Source organism: Micromonospora sp. CPCC 206060 (assembly GCF_036906895.1).
Taxonomy (GTDB): domain Bacteria; phylum Actinomycetota; class Actinomycetes; order Mycobacteriales; family Micromonosporaceae; genus Micromonospora.
Window position 1 is genome coordinate 12,811 of the sequence record NZ_JBAKHU010000053.1, and the last position, 22,783, is coordinate 35,593.

Annotated in this window: 21 protein-coding genes; 9 read left to right on the forward strand and 12 right to left on the reverse strand. The window is 69.5% G+C overall.

Going from position 1 to position 22,783, the window contains the following annotated elements; translation table 11 throughout:
• Positions 1-32 precede the first annotated feature (32 nt).
• The 3 genes from V6U90_RS25275 to V6U90_RS25285 all read right to left on the reverse strand — a co-directional run bounded on the left by V6U90_RS25275 (position 33) and on the right by V6U90_RS25285 (position 3,842).
• Positions 33-1,511, reverse strand: coding sequence for a hypothetical protein (locus V6U90_RS25275; protein ID WP_334441474.1), 1,479 nt, complete (start codon positions 1,509-1,511; stop codon positions 33-35).
• A gap of 88 nt (positions 1,512-1,599) precedes the next feature.
• A complete protein-coding gene (locus V6U90_RS25280) occupies positions 1,600-2,598 on the reverse strand; it encodes a glycoside hydrolase family 25 protein (protein WP_334441476.1) in 999 nt (332 codons plus the stop codon).
• A 266-nt stretch (positions 2,599-2,864) separates the two neighbouring features.
• The gene (locus V6U90_RS25285) at positions 2,865-3,842 is read right to left on the reverse strand and encodes a DUF2804 domain-containing protein (protein ID WP_334441479.1); all 978 of its coding nucleotides are present in this window, start codon (positions 3,840-3,842) and stop codon (positions 2,865-2,867) included.
• Between the two features lie 711 nt (positions 3,843-4,553).
• Here V6U90_RS25285 and fmdA point away from each other — a divergent pair.
• Complete coding sequence (gene fmdA, locus V6U90_RS25290) at positions 4,554-5,810, forward strand: formamidase (protein WP_334441482.1); 1,257 nt, start codon at positions 4,554-4,556, stop codon at positions 5,808-5,810.
• 266 nt (positions 5,811-6,076) lie between these two features.
• Here fmdA and V6U90_RS25295 read toward each other — a convergent pair whose 3' ends face one another.
• Entirely contained in the window at positions 6,077-6,688 is a 612-nt protein-coding gene (locus V6U90_RS25295) for a TetR/AcrR family transcriptional regulator (protein WP_334441485.1), read from the reverse strand.
• Entirely contained in the window at positions 6,669-7,205 is a 537-nt protein-coding gene (locus tag V6U90_RS25300) for a sugar O-acetyltransferase (protein ID WP_334441487.1), read from the reverse strand. The genes V6U90_RS25295 and V6U90_RS25300 overlap by 20 nt, the downstream gene beginning before the upstream one ends.
• 294 nt (positions 7,206-7,499) lie before the next feature.
• Between V6U90_RS25300 and V6U90_RS25305 the strand changes: the two genes are divergently transcribed.
• Together V6U90_RS25305 and V6U90_RS25310 are read left to right on the forward strand one after the other, a co-directional pair.
• Complete coding sequence (locus tag V6U90_RS25305) at positions 7,500-8,672, forward strand: ROK family transcriptional regulator (protein ID WP_334441489.1); 1,173 nt, start codon at positions 7,500-7,502, stop codon at positions 8,670-8,672.
• 126 nt (positions 8,673-8,798) lie between these two features.
• Positions 8,799-9,257: an SRPBCC family protein gene (locus V6U90_RS25310; RefSeq protein ID WP_334441492.1), complete on the forward strand. Its 459-nt coding sequence runs from the start codon at positions 8,799-8,801 to the stop codon at positions 9,255-9,257.
• Positions 9,258-9,277: 20 nt separating this feature from the next.
• Here the strand turns inward: V6U90_RS25310 and V6U90_RS25315 are convergent, their stop codons facing one another.
• Positions 9,278-9,685 carry a hypothetical protein gene (locus V6U90_RS25315; protein WP_334441495.1) on the reverse strand — a complete coding sequence of 136 codons (408 nt, stop codon included), beginning with the start codon at positions 9,683-9,685 and terminating at the stop codon, positions 9,278-9,280.
• 164 nt (positions 9,686-9,849) lie between these two features.
• Here V6U90_RS25315 and V6U90_RS25320 point away from each other — a divergent pair, with 164 nt between their 5' ends.
• The 3 genes from V6U90_RS25320 to V6U90_RS25330 all read left to right on the forward strand — a co-directional run bounded on the left by V6U90_RS25320 (position 9,850) and on the right by V6U90_RS25330 (position 14,827).
• Complete coding sequence (locus tag V6U90_RS25320) at positions 9,850-10,575, forward strand: YsnF/AvaK domain-containing protein (protein WP_334441498.1); 726 nt, start codon at positions 9,850-9,852, stop codon at positions 10,573-10,575.
• 863 nt (positions 10,576-11,438) lie between these two features.
• Complete coding sequence (locus tag V6U90_RS25325) at positions 11,439-13,415, forward strand: hypothetical protein (protein WP_334441501.1); 1,977 nt, start codon at positions 11,439-11,441, stop codon at positions 13,413-13,415.
• A gap of 185 nt (positions 13,416-13,600) precedes the next feature.
• Positions 13,601-14,827 (forward strand): cytochrome P450 family protein, encoded by a 1,227-nt coding sequence (locus V6U90_RS25330; protein WP_334441503.1) that lies wholly within the window; start codon positions 13,601-13,603, stop codon positions 14,825-14,827.
• 5 nt (positions 14,828-14,832) lie between these two features.
• Here the strand turns inward: V6U90_RS25330 and prfH are convergent, their stop codons facing one another.
• From prfH to V6U90_RS25355, 5 genes are all read right to left on the reverse strand, one after another.
• Entirely contained in the window at positions 14,833-15,537 is a 705-nt protein-coding gene (prfH, locus tag V6U90_RS25335; protein WP_334441505.1) for a peptide chain release factor H, read from the reverse strand.
• Entirely contained in the window at positions 15,534-16,733 is a 1,200-nt protein-coding gene (locus tag V6U90_RS25340) for an RNA ligase RtcB family protein (protein WP_334441508.1), read from the reverse strand. Before V6U90_RS25340 ends, prfH begins: the two co-directional genes overlap by 4 nt.
• Before the next feature lie 197 nt (positions 16,734-16,930).
• Entirely contained in the window at positions 16,931-17,716 is a 786-nt protein-coding gene (locus V6U90_RS25345; protein WP_334441510.1) for an SIR2 family NAD-dependent protein deacylase, read from the reverse strand.
• 133 nt (positions 17,717-17,849) lie between these two features.
• Entirely contained in the window at positions 17,850-19,166 is a 1,317-nt protein-coding gene (locus V6U90_RS25350; RefSeq protein WP_334441513.1) for a family 43 glycosylhydrolase, read from the reverse strand.
• 214 nt (positions 19,167-19,380) lie between these two features.
• Positions 19,381-19,935 carry a GlcG/HbpS family heme-binding protein gene (locus tag V6U90_RS25355; RefSeq protein ID WP_334441516.1) on the reverse strand — a complete coding sequence of 185 codons (555 nt, stop codon included), beginning with the start codon at positions 19,933-19,935 and terminating at the stop codon, positions 19,381-19,383.
• 165 nt (positions 19,936-20,100) lie between these two features.
• Here V6U90_RS25355 and V6U90_RS25360 point away from each other — a divergent pair, with 165 nt between their 5' ends.
• The 3 genes from V6U90_RS25360 to V6U90_RS25370 are packed head-to-tail and all read left to right on the forward strand — an operon-like array spanning position 20,101 to position 22,546.
• Complete coding sequence (locus tag V6U90_RS25360; RefSeq protein ID WP_334441518.1) at positions 20,101-21,243, forward strand: sensor histidine kinase; 1,143 nt, start codon at positions 20,101-20,103, stop codon at positions 21,241-21,243.
• Positions 21,240-21,872, forward strand: coding sequence for a response regulator transcription factor (locus tag V6U90_RS25365; RefSeq protein ID WP_334441521.1), 633 nt, complete (start codon positions 21,240-21,242; stop codon positions 21,870-21,872). The genes V6U90_RS25360 and V6U90_RS25365 overlap by 4 nt, the downstream gene beginning before the upstream one ends.
• Positions 21,869-22,546 (forward strand): ankyrin repeat domain-containing protein, encoded by a 678-nt coding sequence (locus tag V6U90_RS25370; protein WP_334441524.1) that lies wholly within the window; start codon positions 21,869-21,871, stop codon positions 22,544-22,546. The genes V6U90_RS25365 and V6U90_RS25370 overlap by 4 nt, the downstream gene beginning before the upstream one ends.
• Here the strand turns inward: V6U90_RS25370 and V6U90_RS25375 are convergent.
• Positions 22,513-22,782: a hypothetical protein gene (locus V6U90_RS25375; protein ID WP_334441527.1), complete on the reverse strand. Its 270-nt coding sequence runs from the start codon at positions 22,780-22,782 to the stop codon at positions 22,513-22,515. The genes V6U90_RS25370 and V6U90_RS25375 overlap by 34 nt on opposite strands.
• Position 22,783 lies beyond the last annotated feature (1 nt).

Sequence of the window (22,783 nt, forward strand, 5' to 3'; positions counted from 1 at the left end):
CGCATGGGGAATCGACGCCCGGCTACCGAGTGTTACGGCGGTGGCATGTACATGGCCCGGACCGTGACCCGCGGGCTGGGTGCCGACTCCTGGCCGGCCGCGTCGACAGCGACGACCACGTACTCGTGGGTGGTGGCCGCACCCACCGAAAGGGTCAGCGAGGTACCGACGGTCTCGCCAACCGTTTTGGCTCCCTCGTACACCCGGTATCCGGTGGGTGGCTCCCCGACTGGCGACGGGGACCAGGCCAGGGTCACCTGTGCCGCGGACGGCCAGACACCCGGGACGTTGCCGGAGACGACGAGGGAGGCGGGCGCCGCCGGGCGCGCCGCCGGGCCGTCCGGGGTGGTCACTTCGACGCGTCGGCTGCGCGGGCTCTCGCCGCACTCCTGCGCGAGGGTTGCGACGACCCGGTACGCGTGCTCCGACGCGGAGGGCAGCCCGGTCAGGACCACCTCCGGGTACCGCGTGGTGACAACCGGGGTGTCCCCATCGAAGACGGTGTACGAGGCGGCGGCGGATTCGAAGGTCCAGGAGAGTCGCACCGAGGAGGGGGACGACCCGACGACCGTCATTGCCGCCGGCCGGGGTGGCTCGGTCAGGCAGTTCTCGGTCCTGGCTGTCACGGCGGGACTGTGTGCGGACTCGTTGCCTGCGGCGTCCAGGGCGGCGACCGTGAACCGGTGCCCGGTGGCGTGGTAGAGCCGATCCACCACCGCCGTCGGGTCAGCGGTGACGGCGACCAGCGTCGCGCCGTCATAGATCACGTAACGGGCCGGCGGCGGCCCGGGCGGAGCAGTCCAGGACAGGCCGACGGTGGAGTCGGTCCGGCCGGCCACGGTGAGCCCGGAGGGGGCCTCCAGGCGTACGTTGTCGCCAGGTGCGGTGGTGGCGGTGATGGATGCGACGCGGTAGAGGCCGCCCGTAGCGCACCGGTTGTAGCGGTAGAGGGCGATCTGGTGGGCCGTTCCGGGCGTCAGGCCACCGACGCGGGCGCTGGTCGATGACATCCAGCCCAGGCTGCGGTCATCGACCCGCAACTCCAGGTCGCCGCCGAGTGGGTGCCGCGTCCACGCGAGCGCGACCGCCGACGCGGTGACCTCGGTGACCGTGATCGAAACTCCCGGATCCGGCATGCACTCAGGGTTGTAGCCGTACAGCCAGGACCGCCCGGTCACCGGGCCGGTGCGGACGGACTCCCGGCCTCGGCGGTCGACCGCCACGACGGTATAGGTGTGCGACGAGCCGAACGGAACCTCCAGGTACGTAGCAGTGGTGCTCGTCCGTGCTGCCACCTCGTCGTTTTCGTACACGCGGAAGGAGGTGGCCCGGGAGCCCGTGCGCGGCTGTTCCCAGGCGAGCGAGATGCCGGTACCGATCGTGCTCGCCCACAGGCCGGTGGGCGTGGCAGGACCGGTTGATCCGGCCGAGGCGGAGGGTGCGGTGGTGACGACGGTGGCCAGCACGGCGGCTACGAAGACCGCGGCACGGCGGCGGAACGGTGGACTCACAGACATCCCTCCAGATTCGCGGCTATCAATAAGCTCATCGAATCTGCGCGGTGACGCACTGTCAAACCAGGTAAACGCCACGGGAGTGTCAGTCCCACTGGTCCTGGTTGAGGAACCGGGCGAAGCCCCGCCAGGAGTTCGGCCCCATGACACCGTCGATCGGGCCGGTGTAGCCCCAACCGGAGGCGAGTCGCTGCACAGCCTTCCAGGTGTTCGGACCGGGTACACCGTCGATCGGGCCGGTGTAGCCGGAGGTGATCCGCAGCCAGTTCTGTGCCCGCATCCACATGATCGGCCCGGGAATGCCGTCCTGTTCGGTTGTGGTCTTGGGCAGCGGGTCGTCTGCGGGCGGGTCGGTCGGTACACCCTTGACGATCTCGAAGGCTTCCGGCTTGGCCACGTTCAGGTCCACCCGTGCGATACCGCCGGTCGATCCCGACGAGGTGTACTGGTGCGCGCTCCATGTCGGGTAGGCGCCACCGAGATTCGGCTCGCCGGGGTAGCTGCCGTTGTTGGCGCCCCACATCGCCACCCAGAGCTTCACACCGGCTGCGATCGTCCGCAGCCACGTTCCGGCGCGCAGGTCGGCCACGCCCATGTACAGCCAGGGAACATGGTCGCCGATCCGGTCGCGCATCCGCTGGAAGAACGCCGCGACCTCGGTGTCGTTCCACAACCTCGTCGAGTCGTCGAGCACCTCGTTGTCCAGCGCGATCACGTCACCGGGCCGGTAGTCCTGCAGGTGACCGGCAAAATAATCGGCGGCCTGCACGGGGGTCTGGAAGTCTCCGGCCAGCCAGTAGTGGCCGACCCTGAGTCCTGCCGCCCGCGCGCCGTTCACCTGGGTCGTGTACTGCGGCGCGACATACGGGCCCTCTGACAGCTGGGAGCCGCCGGCCTTCACGATCACGAACTGGTGGCCATCGGCACGGACGTCGGCGAAGTCTATGCCGGCCTGCCAGGTGGAGACATCGATGCCCGACACCGTGCCGGCCGGCGCCGCCGCAGCGGGTGTCGCCGCAATGCTCACCGGCAACGCGAGGGCAACTGCAGCTACCAACGCGAGTCGCCCAAGGAAACGGGTCATGTCGAGTCTCCTTCTGAAGATCCTTCATCGGAGCGTAGCGATGAAACCGACGTATTGATATCGTCTGCCGTCAATTTGGCCTGAAGGTGCCAGACAGATACACGTCGCTCCGTTGATCGATCCCCCGGTCACCGGCGGGCGCATCCCGCACCGAGCACAAGGAAGCACAGTGCGATCGGGGTGCTGGCCCGCTCGGACCCCTCGCGGTTCGTCGTCGGTCGGCAACTCCTGTCCGCCCGCTTGCGTCCTTCGAGTGGTCGGCAGTACTACCAGCGGTTGCGTGCCTCTTCCGCCCAGCCGACAAGACCGTCGAGGTCGACCATTTCACCGCCGTCTGTGCACGCCCAGCCGGAGAATTGCCCGAAGCACTGGTGGGTCTCGTTCGCCAGCACGACCAGGTTGGTACGCGCGACCCGCTCGTGGAACGGATGGAACGTCACGTCCACACGGTCGCCGGTGATCCGCCACGGCCGCAGCCAGTCGGCGCGGTCGTAGCTCCAGGCCAGGTCGGCGCCGATCTTGTGCAGCCGCCCGTCGACGAACAGCGCGTTCTCGGTCGAGCCGGTCCCGTCGGTCCACCTGCCGCCGAGTTGGATCGCCCGGCCGGGTCCGCTACCGGCCGCCCAGTTCCACCGGATGGCGTACGGCCACCTGCCACGACCGTGATCGAGTACGGCGAACGAGTCCTCCTCAGTGATCGGATACACCGTGCCTTTGACCCGCAGCGTGCCCCGCACCGGCCGGCCGACGTCCTTGACCGTGTACTGGAACCGGCGGGTGCTCCACGGCACCACGACGCCGAGCGACTCGTGACCCGGCCGCAGCGGTATCTCCAGGCCGATCTCGACGCCGGGCGCGGTGGCCCGGATCGTGCTGCCGTCCGGGCGCTGGTCGATGTCGATCGCCAGTCCGCGTCCGCGTGCCCGCACCAGGCCCGCGCCACTGACCGGTGGAAACGCCTCGCGGGCGAACGGCACCACCACCTCGGAGTTGATCTCGACACGGGTTCGGCGATCGAGGACGTAGACGCTGTGCACGCCGGCGTAGTCCAACGACGACGCGACCAGACCCAGGATGTGCGTCGAGGTGACGATCCCCCAGTACTCCCACCGCTTGGTGCGTCCCCAACCGCGCAGGTTGGCCCGGTGCAGCGGCCGGCGGCTCCAGCCCACCGCCGCCGGGTTCAGCCGCCCGCTCGGCAGACACAGGTCAACCGGCTCGGTGATCTCGCGCTCGTGCGTCACGGTGGCAGGCTACGGCTCACCGCTGACGCTCGACCCGGTAGGCCGAGCGTCAGCCGGACGCGTCCACCAGCTCGGGATCGGTTGAGGTCCGCACGGACGGCGCATCAACCGCAGCCCGGCGACTGATCAAGGTGAATTGACGTTCTCTCCACCTTCGAGGGCGGAGAAGACGTCAAGGCTGGGGTGCTGCCCCTCCCGTCGTTGGCCGAGGAGCGAGAAGTTTCGGTTCGTACGGGGAGCTACCGGTCCGACTGCTGCGGATTTGTCGTTTTGGGCTATTTTATGCTGATAGTCGCTCACAATTGAGGGGTCAGGGCGAGCCGGATTCAGGCCGGCCGCCGTCGGTACGGGAGGCGGTGACAGAGGGCGGCGATGGCCACCTACGAGTATCGGTGCCAGCAGGACGGCATTTTCGACACCACGCTCCCGATCGGGACGGCCGGCGGGTCGATGCGCTGCCCGTACTGCGGGGCCTGGGCCGAACGCGTGTTCTCCGCGCCGGGGCTCGTCCGTACACCAACGGCGCTGCGCCGGGCGATCGACCGGGCGGAGCGCAGTGCGGAGACACCGGGCGTGGTAAGGCGGGTGCCAGGCGGCCCGCCCCGCCGATCGCCGAATCCCGCCCACGCCGCACTGCCCCGATGGTGACCGGACTCGCCCGGTCGGGCCCACCTGCCCCGGCCCGCCGGGACGAACGAAAGGCAAAACGCCATGCCCGAACTGTTGTTCGGCCTCGACTCCGCCAGAAGTTTCACCGATCAGGAGAAGATCGGGCACAACCGGTGGCACCCCGACATCCCCCCTGTGGCAACCGTACGACCCGGCCAGTCGTTTCGCGTTCACTGCCGGGAGTGGTTCGACGGAGCGATCCACAACGACGACTCGGCCGAAGACGTCCGTGACGCCCCGCTGACCAGGGTCCACGCCCTCAGTGGCCCCTTCGCCGTCGAGGGCGCCGAGCCGGGCGACCTGCTCATCGTCGACATCCTCGATCTGGGCCCGATCCCACAGGAGGACTCCGGTCCACTGGCCGGGCAGGGCTGGGGTTACACCGGTATCTTTCCCACCGGCAACGGCGGCGGCTTCCTCACCGAACAGTTCCCCGACGCCTACAAGGCCATCTGGGACTTCACCGGTCAACGAGCCACCTCCCGGCACATCCCCGGGGTCTCGTTCACCGGCATAGCGCATCCGGGCCTGATGGGCACCGCCCCGTCCGCAGCACTGCTGGCCACCTGGAACCAGCGCGAAGCGGCCCTCCGCGCCACCGCACCGGATCGGGTGCCACCCCTGTCCCTACCGCCCGAGCCCCAGGACGCGATCCTCGGCACGCTGACGGGCGCCGCATTCGACCGGGCAGCCGCGGAAGCCGCGCGCACCGCTCCACCCCGAGAGAACGGCGGCAACCAGGACATCAAGAACCTGACCACCGGATCCCGGGTCTTCTACCCGGTCTACGTACCCGGCGCCAACCTGTCCGTCGGCGACCTGCACTTCTCACAAGGCGACGGGGAGATCACCTTCTGCGGCGCCATCGAGATGGGCGGCTTCATCGACCTGCACGTCGACCTGATCAAGAATGGCATGCAGACATACGCTGTCACCGAAAACGCCATCTTCCTACCAGGAAACACCCCACCACAGTTCAGCCAGTGGCTGGCCTTCTCCGGCGTCTCGGTCACCCTCGACGGCCAGCAGCGATACCTCGACTCACAACTGGCCTACCAACGCGCCTGCCTACACGCCATCGACTACCTGACCCGCTTCGGATACCAACCCGAACAGGCATACCTCCTGCTCGGCGCCGCACCGATCGAAGGCCGATTCTCAGGCGTGGTAGACATCCCCAACTCCTGCGCCACCGTCTACCTACCCACCGAGATCTTCGACATCGACATACGCCCTTCCACCACCGGCCCCACCACAATCGACCCAGGCCCCGGAGCCCCGAAAGCCAGCATGGCCTGATACTCCAGCCAGTGCTGCTCGACCTGGAGTTTCAGCAGTTCCAGAACGCCGACTTCGTCCACCTGCGTGCCGACGATGATGCCGAGGTCCCGTGCCCGGGATCACCCACCTACCAGTTGCCCTCTGCCGCCAACGGGCCTGTCGGGTGGGCCGCCAGCACGTTCTTCAGATCGCTTCGGCGGGGACCGGCCATCCTGCGGGGCGGCACAGGACAGTACCTGCGCATCGATCCGCAGATCCAGCCCTCAGGTGTCGTGCATGCAGCGTCAACGCGCGGCGGTGGTGATCCTCTTGACCGCTACGGCGACCACCGCCGGGTCGTGGGGTTCGGTGTCGAGGGCACGGTGGATGGTCAATCCCTCGATGAGAGCGTCGAGCAGACGGGCGGTGACCGGGTCGAAGTGGTGTTCGAGTGCGCGGCGGCTACAAGCCATCCAGACGTTGGTGATGTCACGGTAGGCAGGGTGGCGCGCGGCCAGCGTGTACAGCTCGTGAGTCAGGACGAGGTCGCGTCGCGTGCCGAAGACGTCGTTGGTGATGATCGCGATGACGGCCTGCGCTGCGGCTTCGCGGCTGGTCGCCTCCGCCATCCGCCGTTCGAACTGGTCACTGACCGTACGCGCGAAACGCGTGAAGGCTTCGCACAGCAGCTCGTCCATGCCGGCGAAGTGGTAGGTCATGGACCCGAGCGGGACATCGGCGGCTGCGGCGACCCTGCGGTGCGACGTACCAGCGACGCCGGCCTCGGCGATGACGTCCAGGCAGACGTCGATGATCCGATCGCGACGCTCGGGATCGGTCCGACGGCCGGCGCCAGCGTCCCGCCCCTGGGGTCTGCGCACAGTTGGCACGCTGGTCTCAGATGTCCCGGATAACACGGGCGGGATTGCCCACGGCCACGACGTTGGCCGGGATGTCTCGGGTGACGACCGAGCCGGCGCCGATGACGCTGTTGTCGCCGATCGTCACGCCGGGGCCGACGATCACGCCACCGCCGAGCCAGACATTGTCTCCGATGGTGATCGCCTTGGCGGCCTCCAGCTTGTCCCTGCGGGGCTGCGGCTCGATCGGATGCGTGGGGGTCAGGAGTTGAACGTTCGGGCCGATCTGACAGTCGGCGCCGATCGTGATGGGCGCGACGTCCAGGGCCATGAGGTTGTAGTTGACGAAGGTACGGGCACCGATGTGGATGTGCTCACCGTAGTCGACGAACAACGGCGGCTTGACGAACGCGTCCTCCCCCAGGCTCCCCAGCAGTTCGGCCAGGATCGCGCGGGCCGCCGCAGGCTCATCGTCAACCGTCGCCCGGTAGTAGGCGTCCGCGAGCCGGACCGCCTGTTTGGCGCGCCGTTCGTTCTCCGGGTCGTCGGCGATGTAGAAGTCGCCGGCGAGCATCCGCTCGCGGTTCGTACGCGGATCACCTGCGAAGTAGTCCATTGACATGCGCATGATCATACGGGAATAGTGTACAGTCGTACGCATCTAACCGCCGAGAAAGACGCGGGCATACCGATGCAGCGCAAGCGGCCGCCCTCCACCCCGCCAGTCCTCGGCCGACGAAGCAGGCGCACGCCCTGCCTCGCAACGACGGGTTCTGTGCCGCTGCGGAACCGGACGACGCCGGAGGTCATTGTGTTCCCGGGGGAGATCCGCCGACGCCATCTCGGCACCCTGCTCCGGCATGTCCACATGGACGGATCCGTGTCCCGTACGGCGTTGGGTGAGCGGATGGGTGTGAACCGCAGCACCATCATGGCGCTGACGGCGGAGCTCACCGCTGCGGGCCTGGTCCGTGAGGAGGCGCCGACGGACACGGGGCGGGCAGGCCGGCCGTCGCTGGTGGTGCGGCCCGAGGCCACCGGGGTGTACGTGCTGGCGTTCGATGTCGCCGTGGACTGGCTGGTCGCCGCCCGGGTCGGGTTGGGTGGCGTCATTCTGGACCGCCGCCGGACGGCCCGGCCACGCGCCGGAGCCGACCTCGACCGGGTGGTCGAGGTACTCGCCGGTTTCGGTCGTCAACTGCGCGAGGCGGCGCCACCTCAGGCGGTGTGCGTCGGGGTCAGTGCGTCGTACTGCGGAATGATCCGGCCGGGCGACGGTATGGTCCGTTTCGGGCCGGACATGGGCTGGGTGGACCAGGCGTTCGGCACCGAGCTCGGCCGTCGGCTGGGGTTCGGTCTGCCGGTGACGGTCGGCAACGAGGCGCACCTCGGGGCATTGGCCGAGCAGCAGCGCGGGGCGGGCGGCGGCTTCCAGAACCTGATCTACCTGCATGGTGACGTCGGCGTGGGCGGCGGGATCATCGTCGGCGGCAAACTGCTCAACGGTGACGGCGGGTACGGCTGCGAGCTGGGGCACATGGTGGTAAACCCCTACCACGGGCGGCCGTGCGGGTGCGGCTCCCGCGGTTGCCTGGAGGCTGAGGTCGGCGAGCGGGCCCTGCTCGATGCTGCCGGACGGCCGGCCGAGCTGTACGGCCGCGACGCCCTGCAGGATGTGGTGACCGACGTCGACCACGGCGACCCGGTAGCTCAGGGCGCGCTGCACCGCATCGGCGACTGGCTCGGCATCGGGGTGGCAAACCTGATCAACCTGTTCAACCCGGGCATCGTGATCTTCGGCGGGATGCTGCGCGACGTGTATCCCGCCGCGGCGGACCAGGTCCGGGCCCGCATCGTCAGCAATGTGCTACCCGTGGCGAAGGAACGGGTGCGGCTGCGCACCTCTGCGCTCGGCGACGATGCCACCCTCGTCGGCGCCGCGGAACTCGGCTTCTCGGAACTGCTGGCCGATCCGTTGGGCGTACTCGCGTCGAGGGCAACGTCCCGCGCGAGGGCGGCGACAGCCCGGACGGGATCCTGACGACGAGGCCATGTTCGTGGCCTCGGCCTGATGTCCGCCGGTGCGGCCCTGGCGGCAACGGAGACCATCGGTGCGAGCCGAGCCAGGTGCGGAACCACCGGGCGTGTGCGCAGGAGTGGAGTGAAGATGGCAGTCACGTACCGCCGCATGGTTCAGGTGGCCGCGCCGGCCGAGGTGGTTGCGCGGGTGTTGCTCGACGTGGCGGAATGGCCGCGCTGGAACGCGTCCGTGGCCTGGGTTGATCGACCCGGCACGGGTCCGCTCGCGGTCGGGGAGAAGATCCGACTCAAACAGCACCGCCTGCCCACGAACACCTGGACGGTCACCGACCTGGACCCGACCGGTTTCGCCTGGACAGCGATCAGTACGGGCGTACGCAGCACCGGCGACCACCGGGTACGGCCGGTCGGCGCGGACCAGGCCGAGGTCACCCTGCAGTTGACCCTGGACGGGCCGTTGGCCCGGCTCACCGCTGTCGTCGGCGCCCGGCTGATCCGGCGTTACCTCGGCATGGAGGCTGAAGGCCTACGTCGTACGGTCGAGCGCAGTGACGTGGGCTCCGCAGACCGGACACCTCCTGGCTAGGCATCCGCCGAGGAGGAGCTTCATCGAGGCAGCTTGTCGCGGAGATCCTCGACCTGGCGTTCAAGTCGGTTCACGGCGTCCTCGTTGTTGAGGAAGGTCGTGACGCCGGCAGCGAAAGCGAGGGCAATCAGAACGGCCAGCAGGCTCAGTACCAGGCCGCCGATCGCGACGCCGCGACCGGTCACGCCGGGCCGTCGAGCCATCCGCATACCCACGATGCCCAGGATGAGGCCGATGATCCCCAGGAGCAGGCCTACTGATGACAGGATCACGGTCAGCACGCTGATGAGAGCCGCTACCCCGAACACCAGGGCGAACGCGGCGGCGGCGCTGGTCTTCGCCGCCGGAGCGGCTCTGCCCGATGCGGGCCGGATCGGATGATCAGGGGCTTGACGGGAGACCCCGCCCGGGGGGTTGGACGCCGTCATGTTTCCACCTTTCCTCGCAGCCACCAAAGTCTGTGCGCGAATCCCCACTGAATCCGACTTCATGCCCCCGAGTGCTCCCGCGTGCGCGGCAGGTCGGCCACGGCGCGGGGAATGGTCGGGATCTCGTCGGGTAGGCGTCAGGTGACACACGAGAGGAGACGATCGTGCAACTCACTGATCAGCAGGTGCGTTCGCTGCCCGGCCAGGCCGTGCAGGACCGGTCAGGCGCCAAGATCGGCAGTGTGGGCCAGGTATGGGCCGACGCTGCGGGTTCTCCTACCTGGGTCAGCGTGAAGACCGGCGTCAAGGGTCACCACGAGTCGATGGCACCGCTGGGCAACGCCCGCCTGCAGGACGGCAGTTTGACGGTCGCCTACGACAAGGCGACGATCACGAGCGCCCCGGCCGTGCAGGCGGACGCGGACACCCCGCTCAACGCCGAGGAAACCGCACAGTTGTACGCGCACTATCAGATGCAGCCGCAGCAGCAGGCACCCAAGCGCACTTCCAAGGGCGGCGAGGACCTCATCCGCTCGGAGGAGCGGCTGCGGGTGGGTACGGAAAGCCGACCTGCGGGAGCCGCGGTGCTGCGCAAGTACGTGGTCACCGAGGACGTGCACACCACCGTGCCGGTCGAGCACGACGAGGTGTTCGTCGAGCGGGAACCGATCACCGCCGCGAACGCGGGCAGCGTCCGCTGGGACATCGGTGAGGCGCAGCAGGAGATGCCCCTGCGTGCCGAGCGCCCGGTGGTGGCCAAGGACCAGGTGCCCGTCGAACGGGTCCACCTGGCCAAGAACGAGGTGATCGACAACCAGCCGATCGACGAGCAGATCCGCCACGACGAGATCGAGGCCAACATTCCCGAAAGTGGCCGCCGCCGGCGGTGACCGGGTGAGTTCCCTACCGCCAGCAGGGCGTGTCGCTGAAGGGGTGGCGGGTCAGTTGACCCGCCACCCCGCACGCGGGCTGGCGCGGATGTGACGCTCCGCAGTACATCCCGATGGCGATCAGCCCGGAGGTATTCGAGGCCGTAGAACCAGGCGTGACCGGGAGCGGCCCCCACCGATCGTCGTCGCCGCGGTACTCCCGGTCCTTGGCGAAGTGCCGGCCCCCGTCCCGGCCCACCAGCAGGGACGAGATGAGGGTCGGCGATATGTTGCCCGGCTGGGCGACCGGCAGGGAGCCGTCCGAGCCGACGGGCCCTTGACCTGCCTCCGCAGCCACGCCTCCGGATTCTCCAGCCGGGCGAACCGCCGGGGCGCAGCCAATCCCCTGGTGAAGGCCTCCTGGACCGCCTCCTGTGCCTCGTTGACGTCCCCGCTCACCGCGTTCGGTTGGACGACCAGCCGTCGGAAACAGCCTGCGTACACCTCGGAGATCAGTTCACCGTCGGACACCGTCACCTCCCTTCTCCACCACTTTCACTCACGAGCGGGAGGAGAGGTTCCGCGGGTGCGGTCAGAAGATGTCGACGGACGGCAGCGCGAGTAGACCCGTCACGCCGTACGCACGTGCGGCGGAGCGGTCACACCCGTACCGGCCTCCCTGCACGGCTGAACCCAACCGACGACGGGGTACGTGAATGGCCGTACCGAGCCCCCCGGCACCCATCACCACAATGGGTCCCGCCCGAAAGCCAGTACCTGACGGTGACACCTGCGGTCCTCCGGCAACTTCTTCCTTGACCTGGGCAGACACCCGACAATAAGGTCCAGTCCGTAATCAGAAGGAACAGTGGACGGAGACAACCATGCCCCTGAGCCGCCGATCACTCCTGGCAGGCACCGGCCTCGCCGGCACGGCACTCGCGCTGGGACAGGGCCCGGGTGGCACGCCGGCCTTCGCCGAGGTCCAGGAAACCCAGAACGACGCCCTCGTCCCGGTCAACTACGGTCCGGCGGCGCTGACCGCTGCGGTACGCGGTGCGGCGATCATCGGGGACAGCATCTTCATCACGTCGCGGTTCAACACGCCCGAAGGCAGGATGCGCCTGGGGCAGTTCGACATCCACACCGGCGAGATGCGCTCGGTCGACGATCTGGCCATCCCCAGCAACGGCGGACAGAAGCTCGCCGCAGACGGTCGGTACATCTACATCGGCCCGGCCGGCAGCGCCCACGTCTGGCGCTTCGACCCGCAGACCAAGGAACTAATCGCCTGGTCCCAGGCCGGTGGCACCACCACCTGGTACTACGACATGGTGGTGCACGGCGAGTACCTCTACATCGGCACGTACCCGGACTGCACCGTCAAGCGCATCCGGCTGGCCGACGGCACCGTCCAGACGTACGGTCGGATCTCCACCTCGCAGTACGCGGCGGCCGTCGCGGTCGACGACGAGTACGTCTACGGCGGATCTGCCGCACCGGGCACCCTGCTGATGTGGCCGAAGGACGGCGGCACCCCGACGAACCTCACGCCGTACCTCAGTGCCTCGCCGGTCGGCATCCTCGACATGACCGTCAAGGACGGCACGCTCTACGTCGCGAGCGGCCGCCAGCTCATCTCGTTCCAGCGGGACGGCTCCGGACGGGTGTCCCGGGACATCCCCGTCGAGGACCGCTACATCGACCAAATCACCATCGGCAGTGACGGCAAGGTCTACGCGCTGACCCGGCTCACCACCAACCTGTACGAGGTGACCGCCGACGCCCTGGTCAAGGTCGGTCAGCCGCTGGCGGACGTGGAGAACCAGTTCCTCGCCCCGCTGCCCGGCGGCGACCTGTTCGGCGTCAGCGGGCTCGGGCACATCTGGAAGGCGACCCCGGGTGGGGCGGCCAGCGTGTGGCAGACGGCGACCCGTGGCTTCGGCTACCCGGAGACGGTCCAGTCGATGATGCGGCACGGGCGGGGCACTGTCTGGGTCGGCGGGCACTACGCGATGACCGTGCACCGGCCGGAGGCAGGTACCAGTACCCGGTTCGACATCAACGGTGAAGTGAAGGCGATGGCCGAGGGGAAGGCCGGCACGGTCTACGCCGGCCTGTACCCGAGCACACAGATCGTCTCGGTCGACCCGGACAGTCACCAGATCACCCTGCTCGGGCTGCTCGGCAACGAGCAGCTACGCACCAAGCGGATCCACTTCGACGGCCCACGCAACCAGCTCCTGGTGGCCTCCAGCCCGCAGACCACGAAGCACACCGGCGCGCTGACCTTCATCGACCTGGCCACCAACACCTTCGACACGCACCGGGAGTACCTGCCGGAGCAGAGCGTGATGGACGTGGCGGTGCAGGGCAGCACGGCCTACCTTGTCGGTGACACCTACGGCGAGGGCACCAGTGGCCCGATCCGCAAGACGGCACAGGTCGCGGCGGTGGACATCGTCACCCGCCAACTCCTGTGGCGCGAGGAGATCAAGCCCACCTGGCTGTCGTACGAGAGTGTCTACATCGTCGGCAACCTGCTGTACGCGGTCGGCCGGCGTCCACGCGGCGCCTGGTTCGCCTACGACCTGCACACCCGCACCATCGTGATGGAGGGCGACCTCGGCGGGTACGGCGGACTCAGCGGTGTCGACGGCCGGGTCTTCTCCTGGGTGCACTGGACCAACGACATCACCGAGCTGCCCACGGTCCCGGGCGGCGAGGTGACCACGCTGTACGACAACGTGCCGCGCGGCTGGTACAACAACCCGTGCTTCAACTTCACCCCCGAGGACAAGGCCACCTGGGGCATGCTCGGCACCGATCTGGCCCGCTTCCCGCTGCCGAAGGCCAAGTAGCCACTGATCCACCGAGCGTCACCGGGTGCCCCGGCTGGATGTACCAGCCGGGGCACCCGGCGCCTGGGGTCCCACAGGCGCTGCGCCAGGGTGGCGCCGCCGAACTCGTCTCGCTTCCGATCCGAGCCTTGTCAGGCCATAGCGCTCCGTGTCGTACTGGAGTTCGGACTGTGATGGAGGTGCTGATGGACGACCAGAGCCGCCTGGTGATAGATCCGAAGGGCCACGACATCCACGGAGAGGCCGCCCGTCTACGCGAGAAGGGACCGGTGGTCCGCGTCGAACTCCCCGATGGGGTCGAGGCCTGGGCGGTCAGCAGTCCCGATCTGCTGCGGCAACTGCTCACCGATCCACGGGTCTCCAAGGATCCGCGTCGGCACTGGCCGGCCTGGATCAACGGGGACATTTCCCCACAGTGGCCGCTGTTCACCTGGGTAGCGGTGCAGAACATGTTCACCGCGTACGGGGTGGAACACAAGCGGCTGCGGACGCTGGTGGCCAAAGCGTTCACCGCGCGCAGGACAGCCGCCCTGCGGCCGCGCATCGAGGAGATCACCGTGGACCTGCTGAACCAGGTCGCGGAGGCGGGGCAGCGCGCCGGCGTGGTGGACCTACGGGAGGAGTTCGCCCGTCCCCTGCCGGTTCAGGTGATCAGCGAACTGCTCGGCCTTCCCGATGACAAGCGCGAGGAGCTGCGGTCCATCGTCGACAGCGTCTTCCACACCTCCGCCGACCCGGAGGAGGTCACCGCCACCTATGCCCGGCTGTACGCCGTCCTCGGGGAACTCGTCGCCATCAAGCGGACGTCACCCGGCGACGACATGACCAGTGGCCTCATAGCCGCGCACGAGGACGAGGGCGGCACCCGGCTGAGCGAGCAGGAACTGCTCGACACCCTGCTACTCATGATCAGCGCCGGCCACGAGACCACGGTGAATCTGATCGACAACGCCATCCACGCACTGCTCACCCACCCCGAACAGCGTGCGCACGTAGTGGAGGGCCGCGCCTCGTGGGACGACGTGATCGAGGAGACGCTACGACGGGACGCACCGGTCGCCAGCCTGCCGCTGCGGTACGCGGTGGAGGACATCACGCTGGACGACACCGTCATCCGCAAGGGCGAGGCCATCCTGGCCGCGTACGCCGCTGCGGGTCGCCATCCCGAACGGTACGGCGCGGACGCCGACCGCTTCGACGTCACCCGGGCCGACAAGGAACACCTGGCCTTCGGGTACGGCGTACACCACTGCCTCGGCGCTCCGCTGGGCCGTCTGGAGGCGCGTATCGCGCTGCCGGCGCTCTTCGAGAGGTTTCCCGGCCTCACCCTGGCGGTGCCGCCGCAGGAGTTGCAGCCCGTCGAGTCCTTCATCTCCAACGGACACCGCGCACTGCCCGTACGTCTCTACTGAGTCGGTCACCGACCACGGGGACTGGTCCCTGGCCCTGCCTGCCGGCCAGGCTGTCGCCGCTGCTGGCGCCCCTTCTCCTGCGGCGGGTCCTGATCCGACGTGGCCGGACGTTCGATGCGGGTGGGGTTGCCGCGTACCAGCTCATCGTGGAGGCGCCAGCGGGCGGTGGTGACGGCACGTCCCGCCGCCTCGTCGCCGTGCTCGAGGCGCTGTCGCAGCAGTTGCAGGGCGATGCGGCGGTTGAGGCTGAACTGCCGCTCGGTGTCGACCACGACGACGATCCCGGAGGGGCGGTGGGTTGCCCGGACGGCCGTGCTCGCCTTGTTCCGGTGTTGGCCGCCGGGCCCCCCGGTGCGGCAGGCGACGATGTCGACGTCGGCTTCGGTGAACGTCGTACGCGGGGTGTCGACCTGGCAGGGCTGGGCGGTCACGTACCAGTTCTTGCGGCCGGCGCCGGCCCGGTAGGGGCTGGGGGCCTGCCAGCACAGGGTTCCGGTCCACGAGGCGGCGAACGCCTCGGCGCCGGCTCCGGTGATCCGGACCAGGACCGACCGGTAGGTGCCGGGCCGGTCACCGGCAACGGTCTCGACCCGGTGGGTCGCCAGACCCTGCCGGTGGGCGTCGGCTTCCAGGCGGCGCAGCAGCCGCGCCAGCGCCCACGCGCACTCCTGCGGGCCCCGCCCGGCCGACAGGAGCAGGTGGACGGTCACGGCCGGCCACGCCGGGGACGGTGGTCCCGACGGTCCCGCCGGGGCGCCGGCCCGAGGTCGGGCGTCTTGTAGGTGACCAGGGGGACGGTGGTGGCCACGGGCGCGGCCAGGTCGTGGTCGACGAGGTCGGCGATGACCTGCTCGATGCGCTTGTAGGCCGTCGGTGCCTCCTCGAACAGCAACTGGCGGTCTCCGCACACCACCAGCGACCCCACGGGTGTGCGGCGCAGTTCCTCGACCGTGTGCTTGGCCCGGCCCCGGCGCAGGGCGTCGGCGCGCGACATTTTGCGGCCCGCGCCGTGCGCGACCGAATGGTTGGCGTCCGGGCCGGCGTGGGCGGCGACGAGGTAGGAGTGGGTGCCCCGGGTACCGGCGATGAGCACGTCACGGCCGTCGCCCGGTGCCGCCCCCTTACGGTGCAGGTAGACCCCGTCGCGGACCTCGACCAGGTTGTGGCACTGGTCGACGATCGGCGCGGTGGGCTCGGCTCCGAGGGCGTGGGCGACGCGGGCGGCCATCAGCCGCCGGTTGAGTGATCCCCAGCGTACGGCGTCGTCGTGCATCGCCAGGTAGGCGGCGGGGTCAGGGGCGGGGCCGGCGCCGTGGACGGCGGTGTGCGCGCGCAGGATCTGTTCACCCAGTCCTCGGGATCCGCTGTGCACGATAAGGACGAGGTCGCCGGTGGTGAGACCGAGACGGCTGGCGTGGTCCGGTTCGAAGACCGTCTCGATCCGCGCCAGCTCGACGAAGTGGTTCCCCCGGCCGACCGTCCCGAGGCCCTCGACGTGACCGGCGGGAATGTCGCCCTCCACGACGGCCCAGGCGGGGTCGTCGGCATCCTGCTCGGGGCAGAGCGCGCGGTCGAGGTCGGGGAACCGGGCGGCGAGCTTCTCGGGTACGGCGCGCTTGAGCCTGATGGGGAACACGGCTATGCCGCAACCGATGTCGGAGCCCACCAGGAGGGGGTACAGCACGGTCGACGACATGGCGGCGCCGATCGGGGCGCCCTTGCCGGGGTGCAGGTCCGGCATGGCGGCGACGTGGATCATGCCGTCGAGGGCGGCCACCTGGTGGCACTGCGTGAGGGCATCGGACTCGATCCAGCTCGTCGGGGAGGCGAAGACACTGACGGTGGCCGGACCCGTGGTCGGGGTGGGCTGTGGCAGGGGCTCCTGCCGGGTGGGTTGCGCAGACAAGGACGCTCTCTTCGCTGAAAAAGGGGTACGGGCGGACGGCATCGCGGCGCGGTCGGCGCCGTGGGGCCTCACCGGGGCGGGGTGCGGTCCGTCAGAACGTCATGGGCACCACGGTGCCGAAGCCCGCCTTGTGCAGCAACCGGTTTTCGACCGACCGGGCCCGGGTGCATTCACGCACCGCTGTCGACGGACGGGTGTCAGCGGCTGACCGGGGTGGCGTCCGGTGGGGCAGCGGCGAGGGCTGCGGTGATCCGGGGCAGGGCGACGCCGATGGGTTCCCGTACCAGCCCGACCGCCAGGTGGTCGTACGGCGTGGGATCCCGGTTGACGATGACGAGCCGGGCGCCGGCGTTGACCGCGACGGCACACAGTGACGCGGCCGGCTCGACCTGGAGGGAACTGCCGACGGCGAGCATGAGCTGGCACGCCTGGGCGACCTTCTCCGCCAGGGCAACCGTGTTCGGGTCAAGGTTCTCACCGAACAGGACCACGCCCAGTTTGAGGATCCCGCCGCACGCGGTGCACCGTGGGTCCGCCTCCCCCGCCGCGACCCGTTCCAGGGTGTCGGCCGTGGGTGTTCGGGTGCGGCAGCCGGTGCAGACCACCTCGCGCATGCCGCCGTGCAGCTCCAGCACCTTACGCGGCGCTGACCCGGCCTTCTGGTGCAGACCGTCGATGTTCTGGGTCAGGATCCGTATTGCGGGGCCGTTGCTCTCCAGGGCTGCCAGGGCGCGGTGGGCGGGGTTGGGTTCAGCGTGCCAGGCTGCGTGTCCCAGATAGGTGCGCCAGAAGCGGGCGCGCACCGTCGGGTCGGACATGAAGCGGGTGCAGGTGAAGACCTCCGCAGCAGCCGGGTCTCGGGTCCACACCCCGTTCGGGCCGCGGTAGTCGGGGATGCCGGAGTCGGTGGAGATACCCGCCCCGGTCAGGACCGCGACCCGGCTGACATCCCGCGTGCATTCGGCAACTACGTCGTCGTTCACGACCGCCGATGCTAGGCAGCCACCACCTCGGGGGCGAACCGTTTACGGGCACACTCCCCTGCCGCTGGTGGTGTGGGGCGGATGGCCGCTGCCCGCCCGGTGGTCACCGCGCGGCCGCCCTCGGTGCATCCGGCTATGCGACCTCGATGAAGTCGATCTCGGCCCAGCGGCTGAGGTGGTTGAGGCGCAGGGTGTTGAAGCCGGCGTTCAACGTGATGTTGGCGCGGACCTGTCGCCAGTTCTCCCAGCCCGAGTTGGGGTAGTTGACCACCTGGGACGCTCCGCCGTTGACGGTCAGCGTGTGCTGGGCGTCGCCGTAGCCGGCGGCGTACGCGATGTGGGCCGTGTACCCGCCGGAACGTGGGGCGAAGACGGTGATGTCGACCCAACTGTCGGCGTAGTCGAGGTAGGCCACCACCTGACCCTGCGAAGCGCTCGCGGTGTTCCGCGCCGAGCAGTGGTTCAGCACCCCCCGCTCCGCTTCGTACCGCACGCGACTGCCCCGGACGACGGGGTACTCTCCGGCCCAGCCGAGTGCAGCCACGTACATCCCGCGGGCGGTGTAGTTGTTGATCCAGCCGTGGAAGACGAGATGGTCGCCGCCGGCCTCGCGGACGACATCGGCGCCGCCGGGACCGCGTACGGCGCCGTCCAGGCTGGCGGTGGTCAGCAGCGAGCGGTAGGCCTTGGTGTACGGGCCGGTAAGCGAGGACGAGGTCGCGTAGCTGGTCTGGTACCCGTCACCGCCGTACCCGCCGAGCGAGTAGAACAGCACGTAGCGCGCGCCGACCTTGGTCAGCACCGGTGCCTCCACGATGCCGGCCTCCTCCGGGTTGCCGCTGCGCACCAACTCCACGCGGGCACCCTGGAGTGTCACCCCGTCGGCGGCGACCCGTTGCAGCCACAGGCTGGTCGGCTGGCCGATCGCGTTGCCGTCGTCCTTGTAGAGCAGGTACCGCAGTCCGTCGGTGTCGGTGAAGCTGGATGCGTCGATGTCGCCGCCCTCGGCGCCGTTGCAGATCAGCGGCCCGGTGCCGACGGCGACGAAGGGGCCCAGCGGCGAACTGGCCACCGCCGCGCCGATGCACTGCCGACCGACGGCCGCACTGCGGGCGGTGTAGTAGAGCAGGTACCGGCCGTCGGCGCGTTGGGAGACATCGGGAGCCCAGGTCAGGCCGCCGCTGGCCCAGGCGCCGAGGGTCGGGAGCGCATTCGCCCGTCGTGTCCACGGCCCGGTCAGCGAGGTGGCCGTGGCGACCGGCACGTTCCCGAAGCTGTTGTTGGTCGAGTAGGCGTAGTAGGTGCCGCCGACCTTGATCACGTCAGGGTCGGGGAAGTCACTGGCGATGACCGCCGAGGGGGGCGTGGTCGTCGCGGAGGCGCTTCCCGCGCTGACGACGAAGGGGCTGATGACGAGCGCGGCTACCACGCAGGCAAGACCTCGACGCATGAAGGAATTTAACCATGTCAATAGAATTACTGAAAGGCACCTACCGACCCGAAGCTGACGGCGACGCGGCCTGCGGACGGACGGGGAGTCGCACCGGGTGGGCAGCGGGAGCCGGCAGGAGATGTCGTTGCGGATGTCCGGCCAGCATGGGCACGTACCTGGTTCGGGGCTCCGGGCGGGCTGGCCGGAGCCCCGACCACAGTCCGACGACAGGTCAGCGGAGGGTAGCCGCGCCAGCGTTGGCGTACTGCTCGTCGAGTTCACCCGAGGGTGCGCCGCCGACTCCGATGGCCCCGACGACCTGACCGTCGACGGTCACGGGCACCCCGCCGGCGAGGAACAGCGTGCCGGGGATGTCGCGCAGGGTGGCTCCCGTACCGGTGACCCGACCCGCGAGGGCGGAGGTCGACTGCCCGAACGAGGCGGACGTGAACGCCTTGCGCTTGGCGGACTCGGCCGTCTGCGGGTTGGCACCGTCGCCCTTGAGCTGTACCTGGACGGTGCCCGATCGGTCGAGGATCACCACGGTGACGCGGTGGCCACCATTCTCGGCCGCCTTGAGCGTCGCTTCGGCAGCGCGCAGCGCCGCATCGATGTCGAGGGACGGGTTGGCGACGACGTCGCCCGAGGCGGCCGCTACGTTCGACGCGGCCGCCGGCTCGGCGGCGTTGGCGGCGACGGTGACGCCGCTGACGGCGGTGACGGCAGCCACACCCAGCAGGCCAGCGGCCAGGCCGAGCGCCCTCCGGCGGCGGATGTTGTCGATCATTGACGTACTCCTTCGTCGAGTTCGAGTCGCGGCGACAGTGCCCAGCCTGGCCGTTGCGCAGGGCGTGGGCATGGCACGCCGGATCGACCCGCGATACATCAGATGGTTGATACATCCCGCTCACACCTGCCGTACGCTGGGAAGTTGCCAAGATCAGATATCCGGATGAGGTGGGCGGCAGTGCGGGAGGACCGGCTCGGCGCGACGATGCGGTGGGGCTTTCTGCTCCTGCTGGCCGCCGCTGCCTCCCGTTACGTCGTGCGGCACGGCTGGGGAGCCGAGACCGCCGGCGTGCTGACGCTGGCCGGGGTACTGCTGGCCGCGTACGCGGTGAACGAGCTGGGGAGCTTCGCGCCGGGCGCACGCTTCGCGGTGGTGACCGTGGCGTTTCTCGCGCTGGTGTTCGCCGCGCCGAGCTTCGCACTGGTGGCGATCCCACTGTTCTTCATGGGCCTGCGCCAGCTCCCGCCGCGCGCAGTCTGGCCGTTGGTCGCACTGCTGACCACGACGGTCGTGATCGCCCAGATCCGGCTGGCTGACCGGTTCGACCCCAGCCTCGTGCTGGGTCCGGTAGGCATCGCCGCGATCACCACCGTCGTCTTTCTCGAACTGGATCGGCAGAGTCGGGCCCGGCAACGGGCGCTCGACGACCTGGTGGCCGCCCGCGACGAACTGGATCGCAGCCAGCGCGAGGCCGGGGCGCTGGCGGAACGGGCCCGACTGTCGCGGGAGATCCACGACACCCTCGCCCAAGGCCTGTCCAGCATGAACCTGCTGCTGCAGGCCGCCGACCGGGAATGGGACGCAGAGCCCACACAGGCACGCGGGCACGTGCGGGAGGCCGCGGCGACCGCACGGGACAACCTGGCCGAGGCGCGACGTTTCATCCGTGGCCTGGCCCCGCCGGCGCTCGACAACGCCTCGTTGACCGACGCTCTGCGGCGGCTGTGCGCGGCGACCGAGCGCGACACGGGTACGCCGGTCCGGTTCACCGTGGTGGGCACGGTCGCACCGCTCGGCGTCGACAACGAGATCGCCCTGCTGCGGGTCGCGCAGAGCGCCCTGGCCAACGTCCGCCGTCACGCGCGTGCCCGACAGACCGCGGTGACGCTGACCTACGGCGGCCGGGAGGTGATCCTCGACGTGTACGACGATGGCGCAGGCTTCGACCCTGAAACCACCACCGGTTTCGGGCTGACCGGCATCCGGGAGCGGATTGCGCATCTCGGGGGCGGGGTCACCATCGAGAGCGCGCCCGGAGAGGGCACCGCACTCGCCGTCAGCCTGCCGATGCGGGAGGCCCGATGACGGACCCACTGCGGCTGATCCTGGTCGACGACCACCCGGTGGTCCGGGCCGGGCTGCGCGCGCTGTTCGGGAGCCGGCCGGACATGACCGTGGTCGCCGAGGCGGCCACGGCCGCCGATGCCGTCCGGCAGGCTGCCGCCCTGCACCCCGACGTGGTACTGATGGATCTGCAGCTCGGCGATGGCGTCGACGGCGTGGCGGCCACCGGTCGCCTCCTCGCCCTACCCGACCCGCCCCGCGTCCTGGTGCTGACGATGTACGACACCGACGAGGACATCATGCGCGCGGTCGAAGCCGGCGCGACGGGATACCTGCTCAAGGACCTGCTGCCCGACGAGCTGTTCCGCGCCGTGCACTCCGCCGCCGCCGGACAGACCGTCCTGTCACCACCGGTCGCCGCCCGGCTGATGGACCGGATGCGCGACCCGCAGACCACGCTCAGCGCCCGCGAGGTGGAGATCCTCACGCTGGTCGCCCACGGCCACGCCAACAAGGAGATCAGCCGGCGGCTGTTCATCAGCGAGGCCACCGTCAAGACCCACCTCGTCCACATCTACGCCAAACTCGGCGTCGACTCGCGTACCGCAGCGGTGCACGCCGCCGTCGGACGAAAGCTGATCAGGCTGTGACGCGCCGCATCCTGCTCGCGCTCGCCCTCTTTCCCGTGGCCGGCTGCACCCGGCCCGACACCACACCACGCCGGGAGTACTCCATGACCAGCCCCGCCAATCGCGATCTGCTCGGCGCAGCGATCGCGGGAGACGCCGCAGGCGTACGCGCAGCCCTGGCTGCCGGCGCGGAACTCGAGGCCCGCGATGCGCACCGACGTACCGCACTGTTGCTGGCCGCCGCGAACGACCACGTCGAGGTCGCCCGCGTCCTGGTCGACGCCGGTGCGGACCCCGACGCGGTCGACGACCAGCACGACACCCCGTGGCTGGTGACCGGGGTGACGGGCAGCGTGGCCATGCTCGAGGTTCTCCTGCCTGCCCGGCCGGATCTCACGGTCGTGAACCGCTACGGTGGGATCTCGATCATCCCCGCCAGCAAGCGCGGGCACGTCGAATACGTCCGACGCGTCGTCCAGACCGGCATCAATGTCAACCACGTCAACGACCTCGGCTGGACGGCGTTGCTGGAATGCGTGATCCTCGGTGACGGCACCAGGCCGTACCAGCAGATCGCGGAGATCCTCGTGGCTGCGGGCGCGAACGTCCGTCAGCCCGACAAGGACGGCGTCGACGCGCTGCAACACGCACGTACCCGCGGCTACCACGAGATCGTCGGCATCCTGTCGCCCTGAACAGGAAGATGCGCCCTCTCCCCACCGGACCACGGTCGGCGGGCACCGCGTGGACCGCCAGTCGGCGGCGCCTGCGCGACCACCCGACCGTCCTTCATCGCCACGATGTTCTCCGGCGCGACCAGCCCCTGGGGCAGGAACCCGACCGGCAGTGCGACCGGCGCGAGCAGCATCTGCGCGGCGCACGACGGCCGGGAGCCGGGTCCGGTGGTCCGGGCGCCGCCTCCGTCGGGCATG

Excerpts from the sequence above, each read along its gene's own strand:
- V6U90_RS25280 (WP_334441476.1), bottom strand. The coding sequence starts at position 2,598 with ATGACCCGTTTCCTTGGGCGACTCGCGTTGGTAGCTGCAGTTGCCCTC.
- fmdA (WP_334441482.1), top strand. The coding sequence starts at position 4,554 with ATGCCCGAACTGTTGTTCGGCCTCGACTCCGCCAGAAGTTTCACCGAT.
- V6U90_RS25300 (WP_334441487.1), bottom strand. The coding sequence starts at position 7,205 with ATGCTCGCCGGCGACTTCTACATCGCCGACGACCCGGAGAACGAACGG.
- V6U90_RS25305 (WP_334441489.1), top strand. The coding sequence starts at position 7,500 with ATGGACGGATCCGTGTCCCGTACGGCGTTGGGTGAGCGGATGGGTGTG.
- V6U90_RS25310 (WP_334441492.1), top strand. The coding sequence starts at position 8,799 with ATGGCAGTCACGTACCGCCGCATGGTTCAGGTGGCCGCGCCGGCCGAG.
- V6U90_RS25315 (WP_334441495.1), bottom strand. The coding sequence starts at position 9,685 with ATGACGGCGTCCAACCCCCCGGGCGGGGTCTCCCGTCAAGCCCCTGAT.
- V6U90_RS25325 (WP_334441501.1), top strand. The coding sequence starts at position 11,439 with ATGCCCCTGAGCCGCCGATCACTCCTGGCAGGCACCGGCCTCGCCGGC.
- V6U90_RS25330 (WP_334441503.1), top strand. The coding sequence starts at position 13,601 with ATGGACGACCAGAGCCGCCTGGTGATAGATCCGAAGGGCCACGACATC.
- V6U90_RS25350 (WP_334441513.1), bottom strand. The coding sequence starts at position 19,166 with ATGCGTCGAGGTCTTGCCTGCGTGGTAGCCGCGCTCGTCATCAGCCCC.
- V6U90_RS25355 (WP_334441516.1), bottom strand. The coding sequence starts at position 19,935 with ATGATCGACAACATCCGCCGCCGGAGGGCGCTCGGCCTGGCCGCTGGC.
- V6U90_RS25360 (WP_334441518.1), top strand. The coding sequence starts at position 20,101 with ATGAGGTGGGCGGCAGTGCGGGAGGACCGGCTCGGCGCGACGATGCGG.
- V6U90_RS25365 (WP_334441521.1), top strand. The coding sequence starts at position 21,240 with ATGACGGACCCACTGCGGCTGATCCTGGTCGACGACCACCCGGTGGTC.
- V6U90_RS25375 (WP_334441527.1), bottom strand. The coding sequence starts at position 22,782 with ATGCCCGACGGAGGCGGCGCCCGGACCACCGGACCCGGCTCCCGGCCG.